This window comes from Enterococcus sp. R12, assembly GCF_058135755.1.
Genome location: NZ_CM176874.1, coordinates 1,000,349 through 1,020,481 on the forward strand (window position 1 = coordinate 1,000,349; position 20,133 = coordinate 1,020,481).

A 20,133-nucleotide genomic window follows, 5' to 3' on the forward strand; every position below is an offset into this window, starting at 1 on the left:
GTAACCATTAGTGTACAGGTAATGTCTATAATAACGACGTTTATGCTCTGTCCTTTTTCCGAAGGGACAGAGCTTTTTTGTGTACTTTTTTAGAATGTGAGGGATAAAACATGAAGTATGTATTAAAACAATTAACAACGTATTTTAAAGAACATAAGGTGCGCTATACCTTTGTATTCGTCTTTATGGTGATCGCTAGTGCGATGTATGTCGCACCGATCTATATTCTGCGCTTGTTCATCGATGCGTTGATTCAAGATAATTTTGATTACTCCGTACTGATCCAATATGTGAGCCTCTTCGCGGGAGCTATCTTGTTAGGATATTTGGCGGAATTTGTTTGGACGTTTAATTTATTTATTGGTTCCTACGATCTGCAAAAACAATTACGGGAACAATTGATGAGCCACTTTCTCAAAATGGGGGCGCCGTTTTACCATCGTTTCCGAACAGGTGATTTAATGACTCGTTCCAGTGACGATGTCCAAGTGATGGGGATGACCATTGGGTATGGACTGATGGTTTTCTTAAATACTAGTTTGTATCTAAGTTTTATCGTAGCGATGATGGCTGGGACGGTTTCTTGGCTACTGACCTTGATTGCCTTGATTCCAATGCCGCTTTTAGCCTATTACATTTTCAAATGGGGCTCGCAAGTCGATAAGGCGTTTACGGAAGCGCAGAATTCTGTTTCTGAGATGAACAGTGAAGTGCTGGAGATCATTGATGGCATTCGGGTCGTCCGAGCTTATGGACTAGAAGGAGCCACCACGAAACAGTTTCAAAAGAAAACACTGGAAACACGAGCGAAAAACAATATCGTTTCTGAGATCGATTCCCGTTTTGGGCCGCTGATTACCATCATCTTAGCAATCAGTTTTGTGATGAGCTTTGGTGTCGGGGCGTTTCTTGTTGCCAACCAAACGATCACCATCGGTGCGATGGTCTCTTTCCAAGTGTACTTGACTATGGTCGTTTGGCCGATGATCTCAGCAGGAGATCTTGTGAATGTGATGCAGCAAGGTGCCGCATCCTGGCGTCGGATCAATGAAGTGCTGCAGACGGGGGATGAATTAGAAACGCCAGGTGAAGCCGACCTGCAAGCTATCAATACGATCCGTTTTGAAGCATACTATTTCCAATACCCACAAGCAGCTCGTTATGTGTTAGAAGGACTGGATTTGACGATCACTCGTGGAGAAGTCTTAGGGATCGTTGGGAAGACCGGCAGCGGAAAAACGACGCTGCTAAGACAATTCGGTCACCGCTATCCATACTCTGATCAAGTCCCCTTGATCAACGAGCAGCCGTTGACGGCCTATCAAACAACAGCAGTGCGGAACCACTTTGCAGAAGTACCGCAAGAACATACCTTGTTTTCACGAACGATTCGCGAGAACTTATTATTCGGACAGCCAGACGCTTCCGAAGAAGTATTGTGGGAAGCACTGGAGGCTGCTTGCTTTAGCGAAGACATCAAGCGGATGCCAGAAGGGCTCGAAACGGTCGTCGGTGAGAAAGGCGTTTCCCTTTCTGGTGGACAAAAACAACGCTTGTCCTTAGCACGGGCGTTTTTACGAAACAGTGAAGTCCTCTTACTGGATGATGCCCTTTCGGCAGTTGATGCCAAAACGGAACAAGCCATCATCACGAATTTGAAAACGATGAAGCAGGCACCGACCTCCATCATCGTGACCCATCGATTGTCCGCCATCACCGAAGCGGATCAAATCATCGTCTTAGAAGACGGACGGATCACACAGCGTGGTACCCATCAGGAGTTGATCGAAACGCCAGGCTGGTACCAAGAGCAGTATTATCATCAACAGTTAAAGGAGGACGATACGAGTGTTCTCAACGATTAAACGTTTGCTCACGTATTTGAGCTATTATAAAAAACAATTTACCGTGGGTGCGATCTTGCTGTTGCTGGCTGCAGCGCTCGAACTGACTTCCCCACTGATTGCCAAGCAGCTGATCGACCGAGTGATGACACCAGCGGTTAACAGTAGCAATTTAGACACGATGCTTTTGATCCAATTGCTCGCTGGGTATTTGCTGGTCAATTTGATTGGTTCCCTCTTTCGTTATATCAGCTTGCTGCAATTGCGAAAAATGTCCAACAGTATCGTCAAAAAAATGCGGGATCAGCTTTTTGACCATATGCACAAATTACCGGTTTCTTACTTTGACCAAATCCCAGCAGGTAAAGTCGTTGCACGAATCACGAATGACACCGAAGTCTTGCGGTCGAATTTCTACGTGATCGTGATCAGTAATTTGTTAAGCAACATCATCCAAATCATTGGTGCGTTTATTGCATTGTTTCTTTTGAACCGCACCTTAGGAGCAGCGATGCTGATTTTGATCCCGATTTTAGGAATCTGGCAGCATTTTTATACCAAATATGCCTCTCGTTACAATTTAGCAATGCGGGAGTACATCTCACAAATCAGTGGGCAGTTGAATGAATTTGTCCAAGGAATGGCGATCATCCAAGCCTTCCAACGAGAAAATCAGTTGCAGAAAGAATTTAATGAAACAGTAGAGAAATGGTTCAAAACTGGACGTAAATACCTCTTGCTCGATTCAAGTATCGCTTGGGGATTAGGCAACTTGTTGCGAAATTCAACGATCTTGATTTTGATCACGACCTTGGCCGCCTTTTTCCTTGATGGCCGCTTGGCGATCTCAGCAGGCTTGCTGTATGCCTTTATTGATTACATCAACCGCCTGTATGATCCCATCGAAGGGCTTGTCCAAACCATCACCAATGTGCAGCAATCATTAGCTGCTGGACAGCGGGTCTTTGAGTTTGCTGATCAGCCGGTTGAAAAACAACAAAGTGAGCAGCTGACTGTCACGAATGGCGATGTTTCTTTCCAACAAGTGACCTTTGGCTACGATCCTGAGCAAGCGATCTTGCACGATATCAACTTTGATGTTGCCGCAGGAGAGACCATTGCTTTAGTTGGTCATACTGGTTCTGGAAAATCGAGTATTTTGAACCTGTTGTTCCGTTTTTATGATCCGCAGCAGGGAAAAATCGTTGTGGATGGACAAGTGATCGCTGATTATGATCGTCATAGTTTAAGAGATTCAATGGCGATCGTCATGCAAGATCCCTATCTATTTACTGGAACGATCGCCAGCAACATCGAGATGAATGATCCAACGATCACCGAAGCGATGATTATCGATGCCTTGAAACAAGTCGGCGCTGACTACCTTTTGAGCCGCTACGAAAAAGGCATCCATCATCCAGTCGTTGAAAAAGGCAATGAGTTTTCTAGTGGAGAACGCCAGCTGATCAGTTTCGCCCGTGCGCTGGTCTTTGATCCAAAAATCTTGATTCTGGATGAAGCGACGAGCCATGTGGACACTGAAACAGAGTCCATCATTCAAAAGGCGATGACCGTCTTGCAAAAAGGACGGACGACCTTCATGATCGCTCACCGGTTGTCAACGATCAAACAAGCCGATCAAATCTTGGTCCTAGACCAAGGGAAGATCGTGGAACGGGGAACCCATGCGAGTCTTGTCCAAGGGCAGGGAATCTATCAGCAAATGTATCAAATGCAGGCAGAGCAGCTGTAATCAGCGGTGATTGCCGACAACAGTAACCGTAAAAGAAAATCCTTGAGCCTCCTGCATGGGAAGTGGCTCAAGGATTTTTTATATAATGCGAAGGTGCAGCCAATCATCTATGGGGAGTAGGAAGAGGAGGCCTTCGCTTATATATCAGTAGGAAACGCGGCAAGGTGTTGTCGTAATTTTGTTAAGAAACGCTCGCCGATCATTGATAACGGGCGAGCGTTCTTTTTAATGAGGATGATCTCACCCTCGGACGCGTCGATCAAAGGAAGAAAAGCCAAGCCTTGGCGTTCTGGTTGGGCAACGATCCCCGAGCCGGTTCCATAAAGATCCGTCTGCTGTAATAGCTGGACCATTGTGCCTCGATCGCTGACATGCACCACTTGGGGGCTTTGAGCAAAGTCGATCAAATCCTCGGAAAAGAACGAATAGCGCTCATCTTCTTGCAAAAAGCGTACTTGCGGATAAGGGGCGAGATCCTTTAAGGAAAGCCGCGTTTTTTCTGTCAAGGGATGAGTCCCTCGTAAAAAGACATGGGGGCGAAACCGTCCCAATGCCTCGAAGGACAATTGGGCGCCTTGTAACAGTCGTTCCAATCCTGCTTGGTTTTGCTCATTCAAATAAAGAACCCCAAATTCACTTCGATATTGCTGCACGTCCGTGATTACCTTTAAGGTCGTGGTTTCTAATAGGCGAAATTGACGACAGTCGGGAAATTCCTGCAGCAGCTCACTGAAAATTCCAGCCGTGAAATCATAGTGCTGGCTTGCGATGGCGAAGGTTTGACTCGCTGCTTGCTTGCTGGAAAAACGCGTTTGCAGCTGCGCCACTTGACTCAAGATCGGCTGGGCATGGTCTAGAAATTCCGAGCCTTCGGCAGTCAAGCGGGCACCTTGATTCGTACGCTCGAAAAGCTGGACCTCCAATTCTGTTTCCAACTCTTTCACGGCTTGGGAAAGACTTGGCTGTGAGAGATACAGCCGCTTGGCTGCTTCACGAAAACTTCCATGGTCAGCGATCGCTTGCACGATCCGCATTTGTTGAATATTCAATTTTTGACCTCCTTTACAAAGATTCAGACGGAAAAAGGGTCCACCAATCAATAGTAGTCAGTTCTTTTCCTTCTATAATAGAAGCTTCTTAAAAAATAAGACGACAGTTGCTGCTTATTGCTACTTTTCAAGCGGTCATTGCACTTCCTCAGGAATAAACCAATAACCCGTTTGATTCTCTTCTGCCAGCAGTTCTTTAAAGGCTTCAGAACGATATGCTGCCACCACTGCCTGTGCCCAATCACTGTCTTGGTTGGCTTCTTTGACCGTTGCCACCAGTTCATACTCTTGCAAAATGTCTTCACTTAATAAGCTTTCCTCTGCAGCAATTCCAGCACTATAAACGATGCTGCCGGGAATCACCGCATAGTCTAAGTCTGCTAAGCTGCGGGGGATTTGCGCAGAATCCATCTCGACGATATCCAGGTTATAAGGATTGTCAGTAATGGTTCTTAACGTCGCGTCAATGGGCGACACTTCGGGGTCAAGTTCGATCCAGCCAGCTTTTTGCAGCAGCAACAGGGCACGGGCGCTATTTGACGGATCATTGGGAATCCCGATGGTATCGTTTGCTTCAATCGCTGCTAAATTGTCCTTTCTGCCAGGATACAAGCCAGCTGGAACGGTAGGGATCGGTGTGATACCCACCAAATCGGCACCCGTATTTTCATTAAAGTTCTCTAAATAGGCGGTATGCTGATCGACGTTTAAGTCGATTTCGCCATCGTTCAGTGCAATGTCTGCTTCCAACACCCCAGTAAAGCCAATATCAGTCACGGTATAGCCTGCTTCTTCTAAAATCGGTTTGATTCCCTGAAGAAACAGTTCGCTGTAAGGTCCTGGTGTCGTGCCAACTCTGATTTCTGTCTGCTGCTCTTCGGCATTTCCGGTCACTTCTTCTTGGTTGCCACAGCCCGTAAATAAGACCAAGGACAACAGACCAATGCCCATACCTAATCGAATCCTTCGTTTCATACCTCTTCCTCCTTTTTTATAAAAAAAACCTTCCCAAAGACAATTCTTTGGGAAGGACGATCATTTCGCGGTACCACCTTCATTTGTTTTTTGTTGAAACAAAAAACCTCAGTCAGTTCATCAAATAAACTGCATTGCGCTATCGGGCTTTCTCCGTCGGGGATTGTTCGTCCACGAATGCTCAAAGGTCATCTTCGGATCGTCTTCCTTACTCGTTTCCACCAGTTCCGAGCTCTCTTGAAAGAAAGGGGGGGATCGTACTCTTCTTCTCACTGCATGTGTATGAAATTAGTAGTATCTTAGAACAAGATGAGAAAGTTGTCAATTGCTTTCGTGATAGGTGATTCCAATCACTACGCAGGTAGTAGGGGAACAAATGGGGAAGGGTAAGAATAGATCAATAAGGCAGGAAAAGCAGATGAATGGTCGAAATCGCTTGGTTGGGTTAGAATCGAAGCACAAAACAAAAAAAGAGGCGAGGAAATGAAATTACTTTTGATTGGACATACCGGCACACTTGGCCAGCTTTTAGTTGAAGGCTTTCAGCAGCTACCAGAGGTGGAGCTGATCACGGCTAGCCGTAGCAGCGGCGATCATCAAGTCGAAATTGCGGATGCAGACAGTGTCAGCCAGCTATTTGCAGCTACTGGGAAAGTGGATGCCATTGTTTCCGCTGCGGGAAGCACAGTGTTTAAACCCTTTGAGGAATTGACGCCAGCAGATATTCAACAGTCGGTGGCTTCGAAGCTGCAAGGACAAGTCAACCTTGCGTTGATTGGCCAGCATTTTCTCAATGAAGGCGGCAGTATCACACTGACTTCTGGAATTATCAAAGACGAATTTATCCCAATGGGCACGCCTTCAGCACTGGTCAACGGCGGTTTGGAAGCCTTCGTGGCATCGGCAGCTTTTGAGATCGGTCATGGGATACGAATCAATGCAGTCAGTCCCAATGCGCTTGTGGGCTCTTGGGAAACCTTCGCAGATTCTTTCAAAGGCTTTATTCCCGTTGGTGACGCACCCGTTTTTGCAGCGTATCAAAAAGCAGTCTTTGGGATCATGACTGGCAAAACCTTCACCGTTTATTAAGAAAAAGCAGAAATTGGAAAAACCGCCAAATCAAAGCTGACTTGGCGGTTTTTGTTCTGCTGAAAAAGAAGCAGCAAGCAGTTAAGAAGAGAGCAATTGAGTTTTCAGCTTGGGCATTTCTGCTTTGAGTTGTTGGCGAGCAAAAGCCAAGTCATTGATCCAAGAAGCAATCGCTTCTTTTTCTAAGAACAGAGGCATTCGATCATGGACTGGTTCAACAGAATCGTTCGCGGCAGTCGTTAGAATGATTGATTCGGTTTCGATTTGATCCTCTTTTTGAAGGATGCGATAAAAACCAGCGGCATAAATCACGTGATCTTGCGAAAAGAGAAACTTTTCCTTTTCATGATTCCATTCATAGAAACCAGACATCGGAAAGACACAGCGATGCTCTTGGAAAGGTTTGCGAAAAGTCGGTTTTTCTTCAACGGTCTCAGAACGGGCATTGATCATCAAATGCCCTTTTTTAAAGCCGGTAAAGCCCCATCTTGTCACACCAGCTACAACTTGTTGTTGTTGATTTGCACCGATGGTTACGACATGATTGGAAGGGAAAACATCATTGACAGCGACAGTCTGTTGGCGCTTGCGGGCTTTCGCCGCGGCTTCTTGATAATATTCTGACAATTCGCCAGTTGTTGGGTCAAATAAGTATCGGCCGCACATGGACGGGTCACTCCTTTTTTTGGATTGGCTGGTGCCTTTGTTTCAGTATAAAGACTCAAGGCGTCAAAACCAACTAACTTGCTTCACTTCTCGATTTAACAAGAAAAGGATCTTGAACATATGTAAAAAGTCAGAAGTATCGCTTGATTTTCTGGAAATCAGATAACAAAAAAAGGCAGTCACCTACTGAGGTTGACAGCCTTTTTTATTCTAGTTGGTTAGCCAATTTTTTTAACTCTCCCGCCGATTTTATTTGCGAAACGTTCAGCATCTTCTCTGCAAGTATAGGTCAATGCAATTGTTTTGTCCCGTGTTCTTTTTCCTTCGGCGGTTAGATAACCATGAAAGATTTTAATCGCATACAATAGATAAACACCTCCTTATCCTTGGTAATAATAACAAATTTACCGCTTACATTCAAGGGATATAGTAAAAGTTTATTTTTTGTTAGTTATTTTATTAAGAATTTATTCAAAGGTTTAAGAAACGATTGAAGGAGAAAGTAAGGGGTGGAATAGACCAATGCGCATTTGAAGGAAAGACGAAGGAACGTAAACGTATAAAATTTCTGCTACTTCCTTTCCAGCAGAGAAGGACAAAGAATGAAAGCTATTTTGTTTTGACATTTCAACAAATAGACCAATCGAGGAATAACTAAGATATGTGTCAAAAGTAAAGAATAGAAGCTACTTTCGTTTTTTGCGTGTTATTTATACATTTTCCCCTCAAAAAATGATTTGTAGAAGAAACGATGACTCAAGCGCTATATAAGCACGAAGCTTGTTGTTTATTGTGTTGGCAAGTTGCTGGTTTTTGGGGAATAAAAAAGCAAAAGTTGTTCTTGAAATGTCCGTCTGACAAAGGCAGCTTTTGTGAGAAGCTTAACGGGGGCTTAACCGATCGTGTGAAAAATTTTAAGGAAGCGATTGACAAGTTTTTTTTGAAGTGCTATGATACCGATGTAATTAGATAACGGTTACAGAAGTGCTGTGACCAAGAGGCGTGTTACTGTAAGAAGGCAAACCTCATATTCCACCAAGGGTGGAGTATGAGGTTTTTTAGTGTTTTTAAGGTGGAGGAAATCATGAAAATAAAGAAGTTTTTAAATAATAATGTTGTCTTACTAAAGAAAGGCAGCAATGAAATTATCGGATTTTCTACAGGCATCAGCTTCAATAAGAAGGTAGGAGATGATGTAGAAGAACAAGATTTTGAAAAGATTTTTGTATTGGATACCCATGCAATGCTGGAACATTTTAGCTATCAATTAGGAAAATGCGATCCGAAATACGTAGCGATCGTTGCTAAAATCGTGGCTTATGCCAAACAGAATTATCGCTTAGCAGTCAGCGACTATATTTATTTGACTTTGCTGGATCATATTGATTTCACTGTTCATCGGATCAAGCAGCAAATGACTTTTCATAGTCCTTTGCAATGGGATATTCGGCGATTTTATCCCGATGAATATGCCATTGGGGTGTATGCTGTCCAGCTTATGGAGCAAGAACTAGCGATCGATGTACCAACAGAAGAAGCGATCTCCATCGCATTGCATTTTGTAAATGTCCAATCACAAAAGAAGGATATGGCGGTTACCAATCAAATCGCGAAGTTTATAGAAGACGTACTGACGATCGTAAAGTATGAGTACAAACAAAATTTTGATGAGAATAGTTTCCATTATTCTCGCTTTGTCACGCATCTGCACTATTTCGCACAAAATGTGATCAATCATACACTTCCCAGCTATGAAGCGTCGACGCTCTATGCACAAATTGAAAAGATGTATCCGCAAGCATTTCACTGTGTGGAAAAAATCAAGGTTTATATCAAAAATACGTATGATATCAATATCTCAGAAAATGAAGAAATCTATCTATCACTCCATATCCAGAAATTGACGGAACAAGGAGAAAGGGAGAAAAACAATGGACTATAAACAACTAGCCAATGAAATTTATGAAAATGTCGGCGGTGGTAAAAATATCCAGCACGTGACCCACTGTGCAACAAGACTGCGTTTCACGCTGGCCGACGACAAAAAAGCTGACAGTGAAGCAATTAAACAATTAAAAGGAGTGACTGGACTCGTTCAGGGAAATGGTCAATACCAAGTGATTATTGGGCCGGATGTATCGAGTGTATACGCTCAACTTCCGACGACAGAAGCGACGGCTGATCAAAGCAACAACGATCAATCGATCATCTCACGACTCCTTGACTTTATCGCAGGTTGTTTTACACCGATGATTGCAATCATTGCAGCTGGAGGAATGCTGCAAGTGGTCCTTTCACTGTTGGAGTTATCAGGCATTTTAGCAGCAACTGATGATACGTATCTCGTATTGTATCAAGTATCGCAAGCAGCCTTCTTTTTCATTCCCGTTTATTTAGGAAATTCTGTGGCCAAACGATTAAAAATTGATCCTTTCTTAGGAAGCTACGTCGGAGCGATTTTTGTGATGCCTGGATTGACGGCCCTTCTTAGCCAAGAAGGAGGAATCTCATTATTTGGGTTACTCGTACCGAATGTGAGCTACAATGCCTCCGTTTTGCCAGTCTTATTAAGTGTCTGGGTTATGTCTTATGTTTATCGGTTCGCCGATCGGATTTTACCGAACAGTGTCAAATTTATTCTACGTCCTTTGATCGCCATCATCGTGATTACACCGCTGGCTCTATTACTAATCGGACCATTAGGTGTGACGATCGGTAACTATGTGTCACAGTTTTTGAACTACTTAACAAACAATTTTGGTCCGTTAGCGGTCTTGTTTATGGGTGCCTTTGCTCAATTGCTAGTAATGACGGGCATGCACACGACGTTGACCCCTATTTTATTAACTTCTCTGGCGACTTACGGGTATGATGATTTGATCGTCCCTGGTATGTTGCTTGGATTGGCTGCCGAAGCAGCGATTTGTTTAGCGGCTGGAATCAAAGCTAAGGATACGGAATTTAAACAAGTGAGTTTTTCATCAGCAATTACTGCCCTGATGGGTGTATCTGAACCTGCTTTATACGGAGTAACCTTACGTCTGAAAAAACCGATTGTCGGAATGATCCTTGGGGGTGCTGCTGGGGGACTTTATTTCGGTTTGATGAAAATCAATACGCCAGTAGTCATTGCTTCATTTGTGGCGCTTCCATCATACAGCAGTGTGTTTCATGCGCTGATCGGCTCGTTGATTACTTTTGCGATTGCCTTTGCCTACACTTGGCTCATGGTCAAAGATGCAGATTTTCCTAACAATAATCAGCCACAAGCAGTAAAATCTGGAGCGCAAGATGCGACACCCGAAGCAACTGATGTTTCTTCTGAAACGAAGAAAGAACAACCAGCGATTGAAAAAATTGTATTATCACCTTTAAAAGGGACTGCTGTTCCATTGACAGAAACCAATGATCAGGCGTTTGCTTCATTGGCATTAGGTAAAGGAATTGCAGTTAAGCCACACGATCAACAGGTGATAGCACCATTTACGGGACAGGTTTCTGCCGTTTTTGCAGGAAATCATGCGATTGGTCTTACCAGTACCGAGGGGATTGAACTACTGATCCATATCGGTATCGATACGGTGAATATGCAAGGAAGTGCCTTTGAACGACTAGTCAATGAAGGTGATCTAATCACAGTGGGAGAAACGTTATTGCATTTTGATTCAGAAAAAATCGCTCAGGCAGGGTATGAAGATACCGTTATGATCACTGTTACTAATACGGCAGACTTCTTAGATGTTGTGGCACTTGCCCAACATCAAGAAATTCAAGCTGGCGATCAGTTATTAGCCATTTTTTAACCATTTGAAAGAAGAAAGGATGACAGCAATGAGTTTCCCAAAACATTTTTTATGGGGCGGCGCTTCGGCGGCAAACCAATATGAAGGCGGCTATAATGAGGGTGGAAAAGGGCTCGCTTGTGCTGACTTGATCAGTGGTGGCAGCCATACGACTTCTCGGAAAATCACAGCGAAAATTGAAGAAGAGTTGTTGTATCCGAGCCACGAAGCAACTGATTTTTATCATCATTATCAAGAAGATATTGCATTGTTTGCAGAAGCTGGATTTAAAGCTTTCCGCATGTCTATCAACTGGACACGGATTTTTCCCAAGGGCAACGACGCTGAACCGAATGAAGAAGGACTGGCCTTTTATGATCGTGTGTTTGACGAGTGTCGGAAGTACGGGATCGAACCAATTGTAACCATTGCTCATTTTGATGTTCCCGCATATTTGAGCCAAGAATACAATGGTTGGGCGAGTCGTGAAGTGATCGACTTTTATGCGAGATATGCGGCGGTGTTGTTTGAACGCTATCACGAAAAAGTAAACTATTGGATCACTTTTAATGAAATCAACACGGCCACTTTAAGTATCGGAAACTTTTTATCACTGGGACTGCAAGTTGGTGAATCTGAATTTATCAATCAGCCGGATAATCTACAGCAACGATACCAAGCCCTGCATCATCAATTTGTTGCCAGTGCAAAGGTTGTCGCTTACGGACATGAACACTATCCAGATCTGAAAATCGGCTGTATGATTTCTTATATGCCACGCTATCCTTATACCAGCCATCCAAATGATGTATTACTAGCCAAACAAGAAGAAAATATGCACTCGAAGTTTTGTGGCGATGTGCAGGTCACAGGGAAATATCCTTATTATGCAAAGAAATATTTTGCTGATCATGGCTTTACAATCGAGTTTGCACCAGAAGATCAAGCGATCCTAGCTAAGGGAACAGTGGATTACTACACGTTTAGTTACTATCTTACACTTTGTGTCTCTGCAGATGAGAAAGTTACCAAAAATGGACACAGCATGATTGGCGGCTCTGGCGTAAATAATCCTTATCTAGAGCAGACGGAATGGAATGCGATGATTGATCCAGTAGGATTGAGAATTGCGTTGAACGATATTTATGATCGCTACCAACTGCCATTAATGATCGTGGAAAATGGGATCGGGGTTTCAGAAACTGTTGCTGAAGATGGACAGATTCATGATGATTATCGCATCAATTATTTAGAAAAGCATATTGCTGAAATGGAGAAAGCCATCGATGATGGTGTCGAGTTGATTGGTTACACGATTTGGAGTGCCGTCGATATTGTCAGTGCTTCTACAGGAGAAATGAAAAAAAGGTATGGGATCATTTTTGTGGATAAATATGACGACGGGACAGGGACTTTAGATAGAAAGAAAAAAGACAGTTTCTATTGGTATCAAAAAGTGATTGAACAAAACGGCTTATGATTAAATACTCCAGTACTTGCGGTGAACAAGTGCTGGAGTTTTTTTGCGCATCAATTTCAGCGCGTACAAAATAAAAACCACGCGTAGCTCACGCGTGGTCCCTATCGGTGGTTCATGTCAATTACGCCAATAAACAAATCGCCCATCAAATACCGTCGCTTCAACAGTCGTTTGAAGCAATTCTTCGGCAGTCAAAGGCAAGATGTTTTGGGACAAAATACAAAGATCGGCTAAACAGCCAACTTCTAAACGACCGATATCTTGCCGACTCAAGGCTTTGGCGGCGCCTGCGGTGTGGGCATAGAGGGCATCGGCGATGGAGATTTTTTCTTGAGGCATCAATCCGCCTGCTGGCTGGCCGTTTTTTTCCTGCCGAGCAACCGCATAATACAGCGAGTCTAAAGGGGTCACGTCGATCACGACTGGCGTATCAGTCCCAAAAGCCAAGGTTGCGCCTTGCTCTAGAAAGGACTGAAAAGGAAACATTTGACTGGCACGCTGAGGTCCTACTTCTTCATCGAGGGTCTCATAACCGACTAATAAATGGCTAGGCTGTACGGAGAGTACCAGTTGTTCTTGGCGAACTAGTGGCAGATCAGCGGCATCCATCACTTCCAAGTGTTCCAAGGTATTGGCTTTGCCTTTAGAAAGCGGGTGAGCAGCAGCACTTTCTTGATAAAAGAGGAGTGCTTGTCGAATCGCTTCATCACCGATGGTATGGATGCGCATCGGCCAGTCTTGCTGGTTGGCTTGTAAAATAAAGCGGCGCATCCGTTGAACATCGATCAAGGGCATCCCGACATCACCAGCAAAATACGGTGTTTCATATTCCTCTTTTAAAAAAGCCGTGTGCGTACTCGTCACGCCATCAAAAAATTGTTTGACGCCGCCCATTTGTACTTTTTCGGAGCGATAAGTACGGTAAGTTTCTTTCAGTTGCGTGATGTCTTCTCGCATGGCTGGATAAAAAACAGCGCGCAAGGTCGCTTCTGCTTCTGTTTGCCGATAAAGAGTGGGGTAGACCAAATCGTCCCAGCTTTCTCCTGTCAAGGCAACATCACCGATCGTCGTAATGCCGTATTGATTGAGCTGCTTCATATAGGTCAGAAAGGCAGCAGGGCTTTGTGCCTGAAATGACTGTAAGACCTTTGCTAAATAATGAATGGCGATCGCTTCTAAAAAGCAGCCGCTTAATTGTCCGCTGTTTTCGTCAAGCAGTGCCTCCCCGCTGATCCCTGCTGGTAAGTTCTCAGGTGTGATCCCTAAAGCAGCGATCCCTTGGCTATTCAACCAAATACTGTGGGCATCACCTGAAATCAGCATGACAGGCGTGTCGGCACAATAGTTGTCGATCGAATCTTTCGTCGGGTAGACTTGCTGACCGAAATCACTGCTGAACCAGCCGATGCCGATTTTCCATCCATGGGTGATGGGCAAGGCGGGCACTTGCTGGGCAACGGCTTCTTCTGTCACTCCCGTAAGATGGGTCAGTGCCCCTTGATGGAGTAATGCGGAAAGATAAAAATGAACATGAGCATCAATAAAGCCTGGAATGATCATTTGTTCTTTGAGATCAATGACCTGGGTGTCTTCAGCAAATGTTGGCAGCGCTGAAAGAGGACCCACAGCCGTGATTTTCTGGTCTTCTATCAGGAGAAAGCCCGCAAAAGTCGTTTTTGTTTTGGTATCAAAGATGTGTTCAGATTTTAGTAAAAGTGACAATTATAATCCCAACTTCCATTCAAGGAAAAGATCGTTGTAAAGCTCAACCGCTTCTTTTCCTAAGTATTCATAATGTTCCATTTGTTCCATCGCACTTGGCTCAGGGTAGAAAGCCTTGTCAGCAGTCAGTTCTACTGGCAGCATAGCTTTGGCCGTTTCACTCGGCGTGGCGTAGCCCACGTATTCGGCATTTTGTGCGGCATTTTCTGGTCGCAGCATAAAATTGATGAAGGCGTAGGCTCCCTCAAGATTGCCAACGGTTTTCGGGATCGCAAAATTGTCTGTCCAAATCGCACCGCCGTCATTGGGAACGATATAGGTGACGGCAGGATTTTCCGCCATCACATAAGCGGCATCGCCCGAATATCCGATTCCTAAAGGGGCATCGTTGTTGATCATCAAGGTTTTGATCTCGTCGGTCAAAACTGCTTTGACATTGGGACGGATACTTTCCAGCTTCTTCAAGGCTTTGGTGACCTTGGTCGGGTCTTTTTCATTTTGGGAAAGACCGAGCGTCTGTAACGCGATTCCTAAGGTTTCGCGAGCACCATCCACCATCAATACATCATTTTTAAATGCAGGGTCCCATAAATCACTCCAGCCATGGATCGAAGAAACATCAACTTCTTCAGTATTTGCCATGATTCCGATCGTGCCCCAAAAATAGGGGATCGAGTAGGTATTGTTAGGATCAAAGGCTTGATCCATCAAAAAAGGCGAAAGATCTTCCGTTCCCGTCAATTTCTGATGGTCTAAAGGCACTAACAGTCCTTCTTCGATCATTTTCGGAATGATCGATTCGCTAGGGAAAACCAAATCATAGCGCGAGCCGCCTTGTTTGATTTTGGTTTCCATCGCTTCGTTGGAGTCAAATGTATTATAAATCACTGAGTAACCAGTCTCAGTTTCGAATGTTTTGATCAATTCGGGGTCAATATATTCGCCCCAATTGTAAATAATCACTGTATTTTTGTCAGACGACGTTGCTGCCCCCGATTCTTTCGTTAACACCGAAGCACCTAAAAACAGCAACGCGGTGATGCCGATCACACCGCCAAAAAATACCCACAACCTTTTCAATTCATCAATTCCTTCTTTCTCTACAATTTCGTATTTCTTGAGTAGCGTAATTGATTTTTAAAGAAAAGGCAATAAAAAAATGAAGAAAAAATAAACCCGTTTCTTTCAAGGCTTTGAAAGAGGAACGGCCAGGTGGCTGGGGCAATTTCCAAACATATCATTTGTCAAATTCCCTCCTTTTGCCTAAGCTAGGGAAGTGAGAAATCAAGGGATGGAAAAACAGGAACCTCTCTTTGATGAAGAATGAATGTAAGGAGTGAAGCATCAATGGAAACACGTGCTGTCGTTATTGAAGCCTATGGTGGAAAAGACCAATTAAAAGAAGCAACGGTCCAATTACCAGAATTAAAAGCAAATCAATTATTAGTCAAAGTTGCCGCAACGTCCATCAACCCGATCGATTGGAAATTAAGAGAAGGCTATTTAAAACAAATGTTTCCGTGGGACTTCCCAATTATTTTAGGTTGGGATGTCGCAGGGGATATCGTAGAAATAGGTGCTGACGTGACAGAATTCAAAGTTGGTGATGCGATCTATGCCCGCCCTGAAACGACTCGTTTTGGGACGTATGCTGATTACGCCATCGTGGATGCTGAGTTAGCAGCGATCAAACCAGAAAACCAAAACTACGCAGAAGCAGCTGCAGTGCCATTAGCTGGTTTGACTGCTTACCAAGCGTTGTTTGAACACGGTCGTTTAAAAGAAGGGGAAAAAGTCTTGATCCATGCCGGAGCAGGCGGAGTTGGTACCTATGCGATCCAACTAGCAAAAGCAGCTGGCGCTTACGTCATCACGACGGCTAGTCCTCGTAACCATGAGTTATTGCAAAAACTTGGTGCCGATGAGATCATCGATTACCATACGACAGATTTTGAAGAAGTCTTGCAAGACATCGATTTGGTCTTTGATACGATGGGGGGCGACACCCAGAAGAAAAGTTTCACTGTCTTAAAACCTAAGGGCCGTCTGATCTCGATTTTGAGTATTGAAGACGAAGACTTGGCAAAAGAAAAAGACATCTTCGCCAAAGCAATTTGGTTACGAACCAACGGCAAACAATTGGCAGAATTGACAGAGCTGATCGAAGCAGAAAAAGTCAACAGTATCATCGGTGCAACCTTCCCATTGACAGCACAAGGAATTTACGATGCCCACGCATTGAGTGAGACACACCATGCAGTCGGCAAGATCGTTATTGAAAACCAAGACAATTTCATCAGCCAAGACGCAGAATAAAGGAGGCTGAACCGATGCGCTTATGGCATGAAGCGCTGATACCTGCTTTGCCTCGGCAGCAGCTGTTAGGCCAGCATCGTGAAGCAGCAGCCTTGCGGGGGCTAGGCTGGGGCAAGAAGCACGCAACCGTCGATTACGTTTTTACCCATCCGCCCTATAAATTGTTTCAATACCATCAGTTAGTGCTGGATGAAATGACCTATCGAGGCTATCGGCCAGCACCTGAATGGTACGATCCAGCGTATCGTGGCAAAAATCTGCCGCTGGAACTCTCCGTTCAAGCTGTTCCTTTGACTACGCCGATCTATCCAGAACATGATGAAGCATACTTGGAAGAATGCTTAGTGAATCTCCATAGTAAAGGGATCTATCTTTAAAGACCAAACACTTTCCTGAATTTTTGTTCGGGAAAGTGTTTTTTGCTTTAAAATCGATAACTTACAAAAAGTAAGCATATTGTTCGCAACTTTTTTTGTTCCTTGTTATAGTGAGAACAGAGAATCAGTAATGAGAAATGAGGAAAAGAAAATGACCATCAATCACAGAAATCTTGAATTTGGGTTAGATACGTTTGGCGATCTAGCCTTTGATGATACAACGAAAGAACGGATCAGTTACAGCGAATCGTTGCGCAATATCGTGGCAGAAGGAAAATTAGCCGATGAAGTCGGCATCGATGTCATTGCCTTAGGGGAGCACCATCGGGAAGAATATTCGATCTCAAGTCCTGATACGGTACTAGCGGCGTTAGCGATGGTTACCAAAACCATCAAATTAGGTACCGGTGTAACTGTCTTGAGTTCGGATGATCCCGTGCGGGTCTACGAACGGTTTGCGACCGTTGACGCGTTGTCGAACGGTCGTGCACAAATCATGCTGGGACGAGGATCTTTTACTGAATCATTCCCTCTATTCGGCTATGACTTGCAAGATTATGAAGAACTATTTGAAGAAAAAACAGCGATGTTTAGTGAACTGAGAAAAGGCAAACCATTAACTTGGGAAGGCAAGTTCACGCAATCCTTAAAAAATGCCGACGTTTTTCCAAAAATCGAGGGACACCAATTAGATACCTATGTAGGTGTTGGTGGAACCCCTGAATCGATCATTCGTGCCGTCCGTTATGGATTTCCCGTTATGTTAGCGATCATCGGTGGCGAACCTGCTCGTTTTGCGCCCTATGTTGATCTGTATAAAAAGGCAGCGCAGCAATTGGGGCAACCGATTCTGCCAATCGGCATGCACTCCCATGGTGTGATCGCCGACACCGACGAAGAAGCCTATGAAATCGGCTGGAACTACATCAAAAAGAGCATGGACAAAATCGGTCTTGATCGCGGCTGGCCAGCCATGAGCAAAGAGCGCTTTGACTTTGAAGTCGAACATGGATCTTACTATGTAGGCAGTCCAGAAACCGTGGCGCAAAAAATCGCCCGTATGATGCCGCAAGTCGGTGTAGAACGCTTTGATCTGGTTTACGGTACTGGCGGACAGCTGCAAAAAGACCGTTTCAAAACGATTGAATTGTATGGAACCAAAGTGATTCCACGGGTGAAAGAATTGTTGGCAGCAGGTGATAGCAATGCCTAAAACCATCGGTATTTTAGGCGCAGGCAAGTTAGGCTTAGCGCTCGCAAATCTTGGTGCCAAGGCGGGCTATCGGGTCTTGATCGCCAGTACGAAGCCAGCAGAAAAAATCGCCTTGTCCGTTTCTGTGTTGGCTCCGGGAGCGATCGCAAAAAATGCCGCTGAAGTGATGACAGAAGCCCAAACGATCATTTTGGCAATCCCATTGAGTAAGTACCAACAGCTGCCAGCAGAAGCTTTGGCTGGCAAGCTAGTGATCGATGCCATGAATTATTGGTGGGAAGTCGATGGCAAAGAAACAGAATACTCATCCATCGAGCAGACTTCTTCGGAACGTGTGCAACGCTATTTTTCCCAAAGCAAAGTAGTCAAAGGATTCAATCATATGGGGTACCACGATATCCAAGAGGAATCTTTGCTGACGAGAACGGCTGCTCAAGGAACTGCCAAAAAAGCCATCGCCATTGCTGGTGATGACCAAACCGCCCTTGATCAGACAGCAGAAATCGTTGCTGCCTTCAGCTTTGATCCCTTTCCTATCGGTGCTTTAGCTAATGGCATCATGTTAGAACCCGGCAGTCCTTTCTTTGGTGCCAATCAAACCAAAGAGGGATTGACGGCATTGATGAAGGCGTTTTGGAGCAGTGAGAAAGGGCAAGCATTTCTGGCGCGACCTTCCGCTGTGCGTAAAAAGGAACAGGCTCCGCAGTAAAAGAGCCGCCTCAAAGTACGGCTGGATACGATAAAAACAACCCTCTTCTCAAAAAAAGAAGAGGGTTTTTCCCATCCAGTCAAATCAGCACGTGGTCGCTAAAAAATACAATGTGATTGTTACGATTGTGATTCGTAAGCAGTGGTTGTTACGTTTACGTCTCTGCCAGACGATCCATAGTGTACATATCAGCCTGTACCTGCTTTGTGCTCGCCTTTGACACCCACCCATGTTTGTTAAAGATCGACCAGCCAGTTGGTTTGTTGGATCTTTCCATCTAATTCTCGCAGCTGTTTGGCGGTCGCATTTAATTGCTCCGTTAGCGTTTTTGTATCGATCGTGCGCACCAGTCGAATTTCGTTGCGACCCATTCGTGGAGCTGCTTTGGTTTCATCCAGTGCTTGCGTAAGCAGTGCATGCTTGCGGCGCAGCTGTTCTCGCTGTTCTAGTGCTTCCATCAGTAATAACGCACTATCTGCTAAAGAGGCAGTCGCATTTTTCCGATTGATGGCTACGACTAATTCTGAATACTGTTGATTGATCTCATCGTATTCCTTGAACAATTCTGTGATACTGCGATCCAAGGTATCGCCTTCTTGGACTAACACACTGCTAGAGATTTCGTTGCGCAATTGAAACAGACGATTGTTCAAATCTCGTCTTAAAAGTAACGCTTCTGCTAATTTCATTTTGGCACACTCCTTTTTACAAATGAGAAGGCTTATCTAGTTCTTATCCTAGAGAAGAACGTGACGAAAGGCAAGCAAGACGCAAAACAAGCTCTGATAGAAAAATCATAAAAAACTGAATATTCGCAATTCTTGTTGACTTCCAAAAACACCAATAGTATACTTTAAAACAATCATGAAATAGACAAAAAAACGTCATTTACCTGTTTTTTAGATAAAAAGAAAGACGATGAAGAGAAGAGTAGCTTTGGAATCTGTTAGAAGAGAACCCGGATGGTGAGAAAGGGCAGCAGAAAAAAAGTGAAGATGAGCTCTGAGTGATCTGATTTGTTCACGCAAATCAGACGGAAAGCAGCCGTTACCGTGCCAAGTATCTTAGCGTACTGTTGAGGTGCCATTTGTGAGAATGGTGCGAAAAAGGGTGGTAACACGAAAATCTCGTCCCTTTGTTTGTCAAAGTTGATAAGCA

The 20,133-nt window shown here is 44.3% G+C and carries 17 protein-coding genes and 1 other annotated feature; of the genes, 10 read left to right on the forward strand and 7 right to left on the reverse strand.

Translation table 11 applies throughout. The features are described 5' to 3' along the window. Window positions 1-110 precede the first annotated feature (110 nt). On the forward strand, window positions 111-1,865 hold the full coding sequence (locus ACTW1R_RS04665) for an ABC transporter ATP-binding protein (protein WP_489927468.1): 1,755 nt from the start codon (window positions 111-113) through the stop codon (window positions 1,863-1,865). Continuing rightward, a complete protein-coding gene (locus tag ACTW1R_RS04670) occupies window positions 1,849-3,597 on the forward strand; it encodes an ABC transporter ATP-binding protein (RefSeq protein ID WP_489927469.1) in 1,749 nt (582 codons plus the stop codon). Before ACTW1R_RS04665 ends, ACTW1R_RS04670 begins: the two co-directional genes overlap by 17 nt. 137 nt (window positions 3,598-3,734) lie before the next feature. Here ACTW1R_RS04670 and ACTW1R_RS04675 read toward each other — a convergent pair whose 3' ends face one another. Beyond that, a complete protein-coding gene (locus ACTW1R_RS04675; protein ID WP_489927470.1) occupies window positions 3,735-4,646 on the reverse strand; it encodes a LysR family transcriptional regulator in 912 nt (303 codons plus the stop codon). Window positions 4,647-4,781: 135 nt separating this feature from the next. Next, entirely contained in the window at window positions 4,782-5,621 is an 840-nt protein-coding gene (locus ACTW1R_RS04680) for a MetQ/NlpA family ABC transporter substrate-binding protein (protein ID WP_489927471.1), read from the reverse strand. Window positions 5,622-5,670: 49 nt separating this feature from the next. Beyond that, window positions 5,671-5,903: a binding site (T-box leader), on the reverse strand. A gap of 201 nt (window positions 5,904-6,104) precedes the next feature. On the opposite strand from ACTW1R_RS04680, the gene ACTW1R_RS04685 reads away from it, so the two are divergent. Next, window positions 6,105-6,710 carry a short chain dehydrogenase gene (locus ACTW1R_RS04685; protein WP_221693167.1) on the forward strand — a complete coding sequence of 202 codons (606 nt, stop codon included), beginning with the start codon at window positions 6,105-6,107 and terminating at the stop codon, window positions 6,708-6,710. Window positions 6,711-6,791: 81 nt separating this feature from the next. Here ACTW1R_RS04685 and ACTW1R_RS04690 read toward each other — a convergent pair whose 3' ends face one another. Continuing rightward, complete coding sequence (locus ACTW1R_RS04690) at window positions 6,792-7,376, reverse strand: SOS response-associated peptidase (RefSeq protein ID WP_005225388.1); 585 nt, start codon at window positions 7,374-7,376, stop codon at window positions 6,792-6,794. Window positions 7,377-7,594: 218 nt separating this feature from the next. Continuing rightward, window positions 7,595-7,741, reverse strand: coding sequence for a hypothetical protein (locus tag ACTW1R_RS04695; RefSeq protein ID WP_005234527.1), 147 nt, complete (start codon window positions 7,739-7,741; stop codon window positions 7,595-7,597). A gap of 719 nt (window positions 7,742-8,460) precedes the next feature. On the opposite strand from ACTW1R_RS04695, the gene ACTW1R_RS04700 reads away from it, so the two are divergent. From ACTW1R_RS04700 to ACTW1R_RS04710, 3 genes are read left to right on the forward strand one after another with little or no spacing between them, the layout of a single operon-like run. Continuing rightward, a complete protein-coding gene (locus ACTW1R_RS04700; protein WP_074534926.1) occupies window positions 8,461-9,318 on the forward strand; it encodes a PRD domain-containing protein in 858 nt (285 codons plus the stop codon). After that, window positions 9,308-11,179 (forward strand): beta-glucoside-specific PTS transporter subunit IIABC, encoded by a 1,872-nt coding sequence (locus tag ACTW1R_RS04705; protein ID WP_156235958.1) that lies wholly within the window; start codon window positions 9,308-9,310, stop codon window positions 11,177-11,179. Before ACTW1R_RS04700 ends, ACTW1R_RS04705 begins: the two co-directional genes overlap by 11 nt. Before the next feature lie 28 nt (window positions 11,180-11,207). Continuing rightward, window positions 11,208-12,638 (forward strand): glycoside hydrolase family 1 protein, encoded by a 1,431-nt coding sequence (locus ACTW1R_RS04710; RefSeq protein ID WP_156235955.1) that lies wholly within the window; start codon window positions 11,208-11,210, stop codon window positions 12,636-12,638. A gap of 117 nt (window positions 12,639-12,755) precedes the next feature. On the opposite strand, the gene ACTW1R_RS04715 is transcribed toward ACTW1R_RS04710, so the two are convergent. Both ACTW1R_RS04715 and ACTW1R_RS04720 read right to left on the reverse strand, forming a co-directional pair. Beyond that, window positions 12,756-14,360, reverse strand: a complete 1,605-nt coding sequence (locus ACTW1R_RS04715) for an amidohydrolase (protein WP_156235952.1) — start codon at window positions 14,358-14,360, stop codon at window positions 12,756-12,758. Then, window positions 14,361-15,440 carry an ABC transporter substrate-binding protein gene (locus tag ACTW1R_RS04720; protein ID WP_156235949.1) on the reverse strand — a complete coding sequence of 360 codons (1,080 nt, stop codon included), beginning with the start codon at window positions 15,438-15,440 and terminating at the stop codon, window positions 14,361-14,363. Window positions 15,441-15,707: 267 nt separating this feature from the next. Here ACTW1R_RS04720 and ACTW1R_RS04725 point away from each other — a divergent pair, with 267 nt between their 5' ends. The 4 genes from ACTW1R_RS04725 (at window position 15,708) to ACTW1R_RS04740 (ending at window position 18,975) form a co-directional block, all read left to right on the forward strand. Then, window positions 15,708-16,676: an NADP-dependent oxidoreductase gene (locus ACTW1R_RS04725; RefSeq protein ID WP_015509211.1), complete on the forward strand. Its 969-nt coding sequence runs from the start codon at window positions 15,708-15,710 to the stop codon at window positions 16,674-16,676. 14 nt (window positions 16,677-16,690) lie between these two features. After that, a complete protein-coding gene (locus ACTW1R_RS04730; protein WP_270290837.1) occupies window positions 16,691-17,053 on the forward strand; it encodes a TIGR02328 family protein in 363 nt (120 codons plus the stop codon). 151 nt (window positions 17,054-17,204) lie between these two features. Beyond that, window positions 17,205-18,266, forward strand: coding sequence for an LLM class flavin-dependent oxidoreductase (locus tag ACTW1R_RS04735; protein WP_087627089.1), 1,062 nt, complete (start codon window positions 17,205-17,207; stop codon window positions 18,264-18,266). After that, the gene (locus ACTW1R_RS04740) at window positions 18,259-18,975 is read left to right on the forward strand and encodes an NADPH-dependent F420 reductase (protein ID WP_271814439.1); all 717 of its coding nucleotides are present in this window, start codon (window positions 18,259-18,261) and stop codon (window positions 18,973-18,975) included. Before ACTW1R_RS04735 ends, ACTW1R_RS04740 begins: the two co-directional genes overlap by 8 nt. A gap of 236 nt (window positions 18,976-19,211) precedes the next feature. On the opposite strand, the gene ACTW1R_RS04745 is transcribed toward ACTW1R_RS04740, so the two are convergent. Next, window positions 19,212-19,664: a DIP1984 family protein gene (locus ACTW1R_RS04745; RefSeq protein ID WP_005225396.1), complete on the reverse strand. Its 453-nt coding sequence runs from the start codon at window positions 19,662-19,664 to the stop codon at window positions 19,212-19,214. Window positions 19,665-20,133: the final 469 nt, after the last annotated feature.

Excerpts from the sequence above, each read along its gene's own strand:
- ACTW1R_RS04665 (WP_489927468.1), top strand. The coding sequence starts at position 111 with ATGAAGTATGTATTAAAACAATTAACAACGTATTTTAAAGAACATAAG.
- ACTW1R_RS04680 (WP_489927471.1), bottom strand. The coding sequence starts at position 5,621 with ATGAAACGAAGGATTCGATTAGGTATGGGCATTGGTCTGTTGTCCTTG.
- ACTW1R_RS04685 (WP_221693167.1), top strand. The coding sequence starts at position 6,105 with ATGAAATTACTTTTGATTGGACATACCGGCACACTTGGCCAGCTTTTA.
- ACTW1R_RS04690 (WP_005225388.1), bottom strand. The coding sequence starts at position 7,376 with ATGTGCGGCCGATACTTATTTGACCCAACAACTGGCGAATTGTCAGAA.
- ACTW1R_RS04700 (WP_074534926.1), top strand. The coding sequence starts at position 8,461 with ATGAAAATAAAGAAGTTTTTAAATAATAATGTTGTCTTACTAAAGAAA.
- ACTW1R_RS04705 (WP_156235958.1), top strand. The coding sequence starts at position 9,308 with ATGGACTATAAACAACTAGCCAATGAAATTTATGAAAATGTCGGCGGT.
- ACTW1R_RS04710 (WP_156235955.1), top strand. The coding sequence starts at position 11,208 with ATGAGTTTCCCAAAACATTTTTTATGGGGCGGCGCTTCGGCGGCAAAC.
- ACTW1R_RS04725 (WP_015509211.1), top strand. The coding sequence starts at position 15,708 with ATGGAAACACGTGCTGTCGTTATTGAAGCCTATGGTGGAAAAGACCAA.
- ACTW1R_RS04730 (WP_270290837.1), top strand. The coding sequence starts at position 16,691 with ATGCGCTTATGGCATGAAGCGCTGATACCTGCTTTGCCTCGGCAGCAG.
- ACTW1R_RS04735 (WP_087627089.1), top strand. The coding sequence starts at position 17,205 with ATGACCATCAATCACAGAAATCTTGAATTTGGGTTAGATACGTTTGGC.
- ACTW1R_RS04740 (WP_271814439.1), top strand. The coding sequence starts at position 18,259 with ATGCCTAAAACCATCGGTATTTTAGGCGCAGGCAAGTTAGGCTTAGCG.
- ACTW1R_RS04745 (WP_005225396.1), bottom strand. The coding sequence starts at position 19,664 with ATGAAATTAGCAGAAGCGTTACTTTTAAGACGAGATTTGAACAATCGT.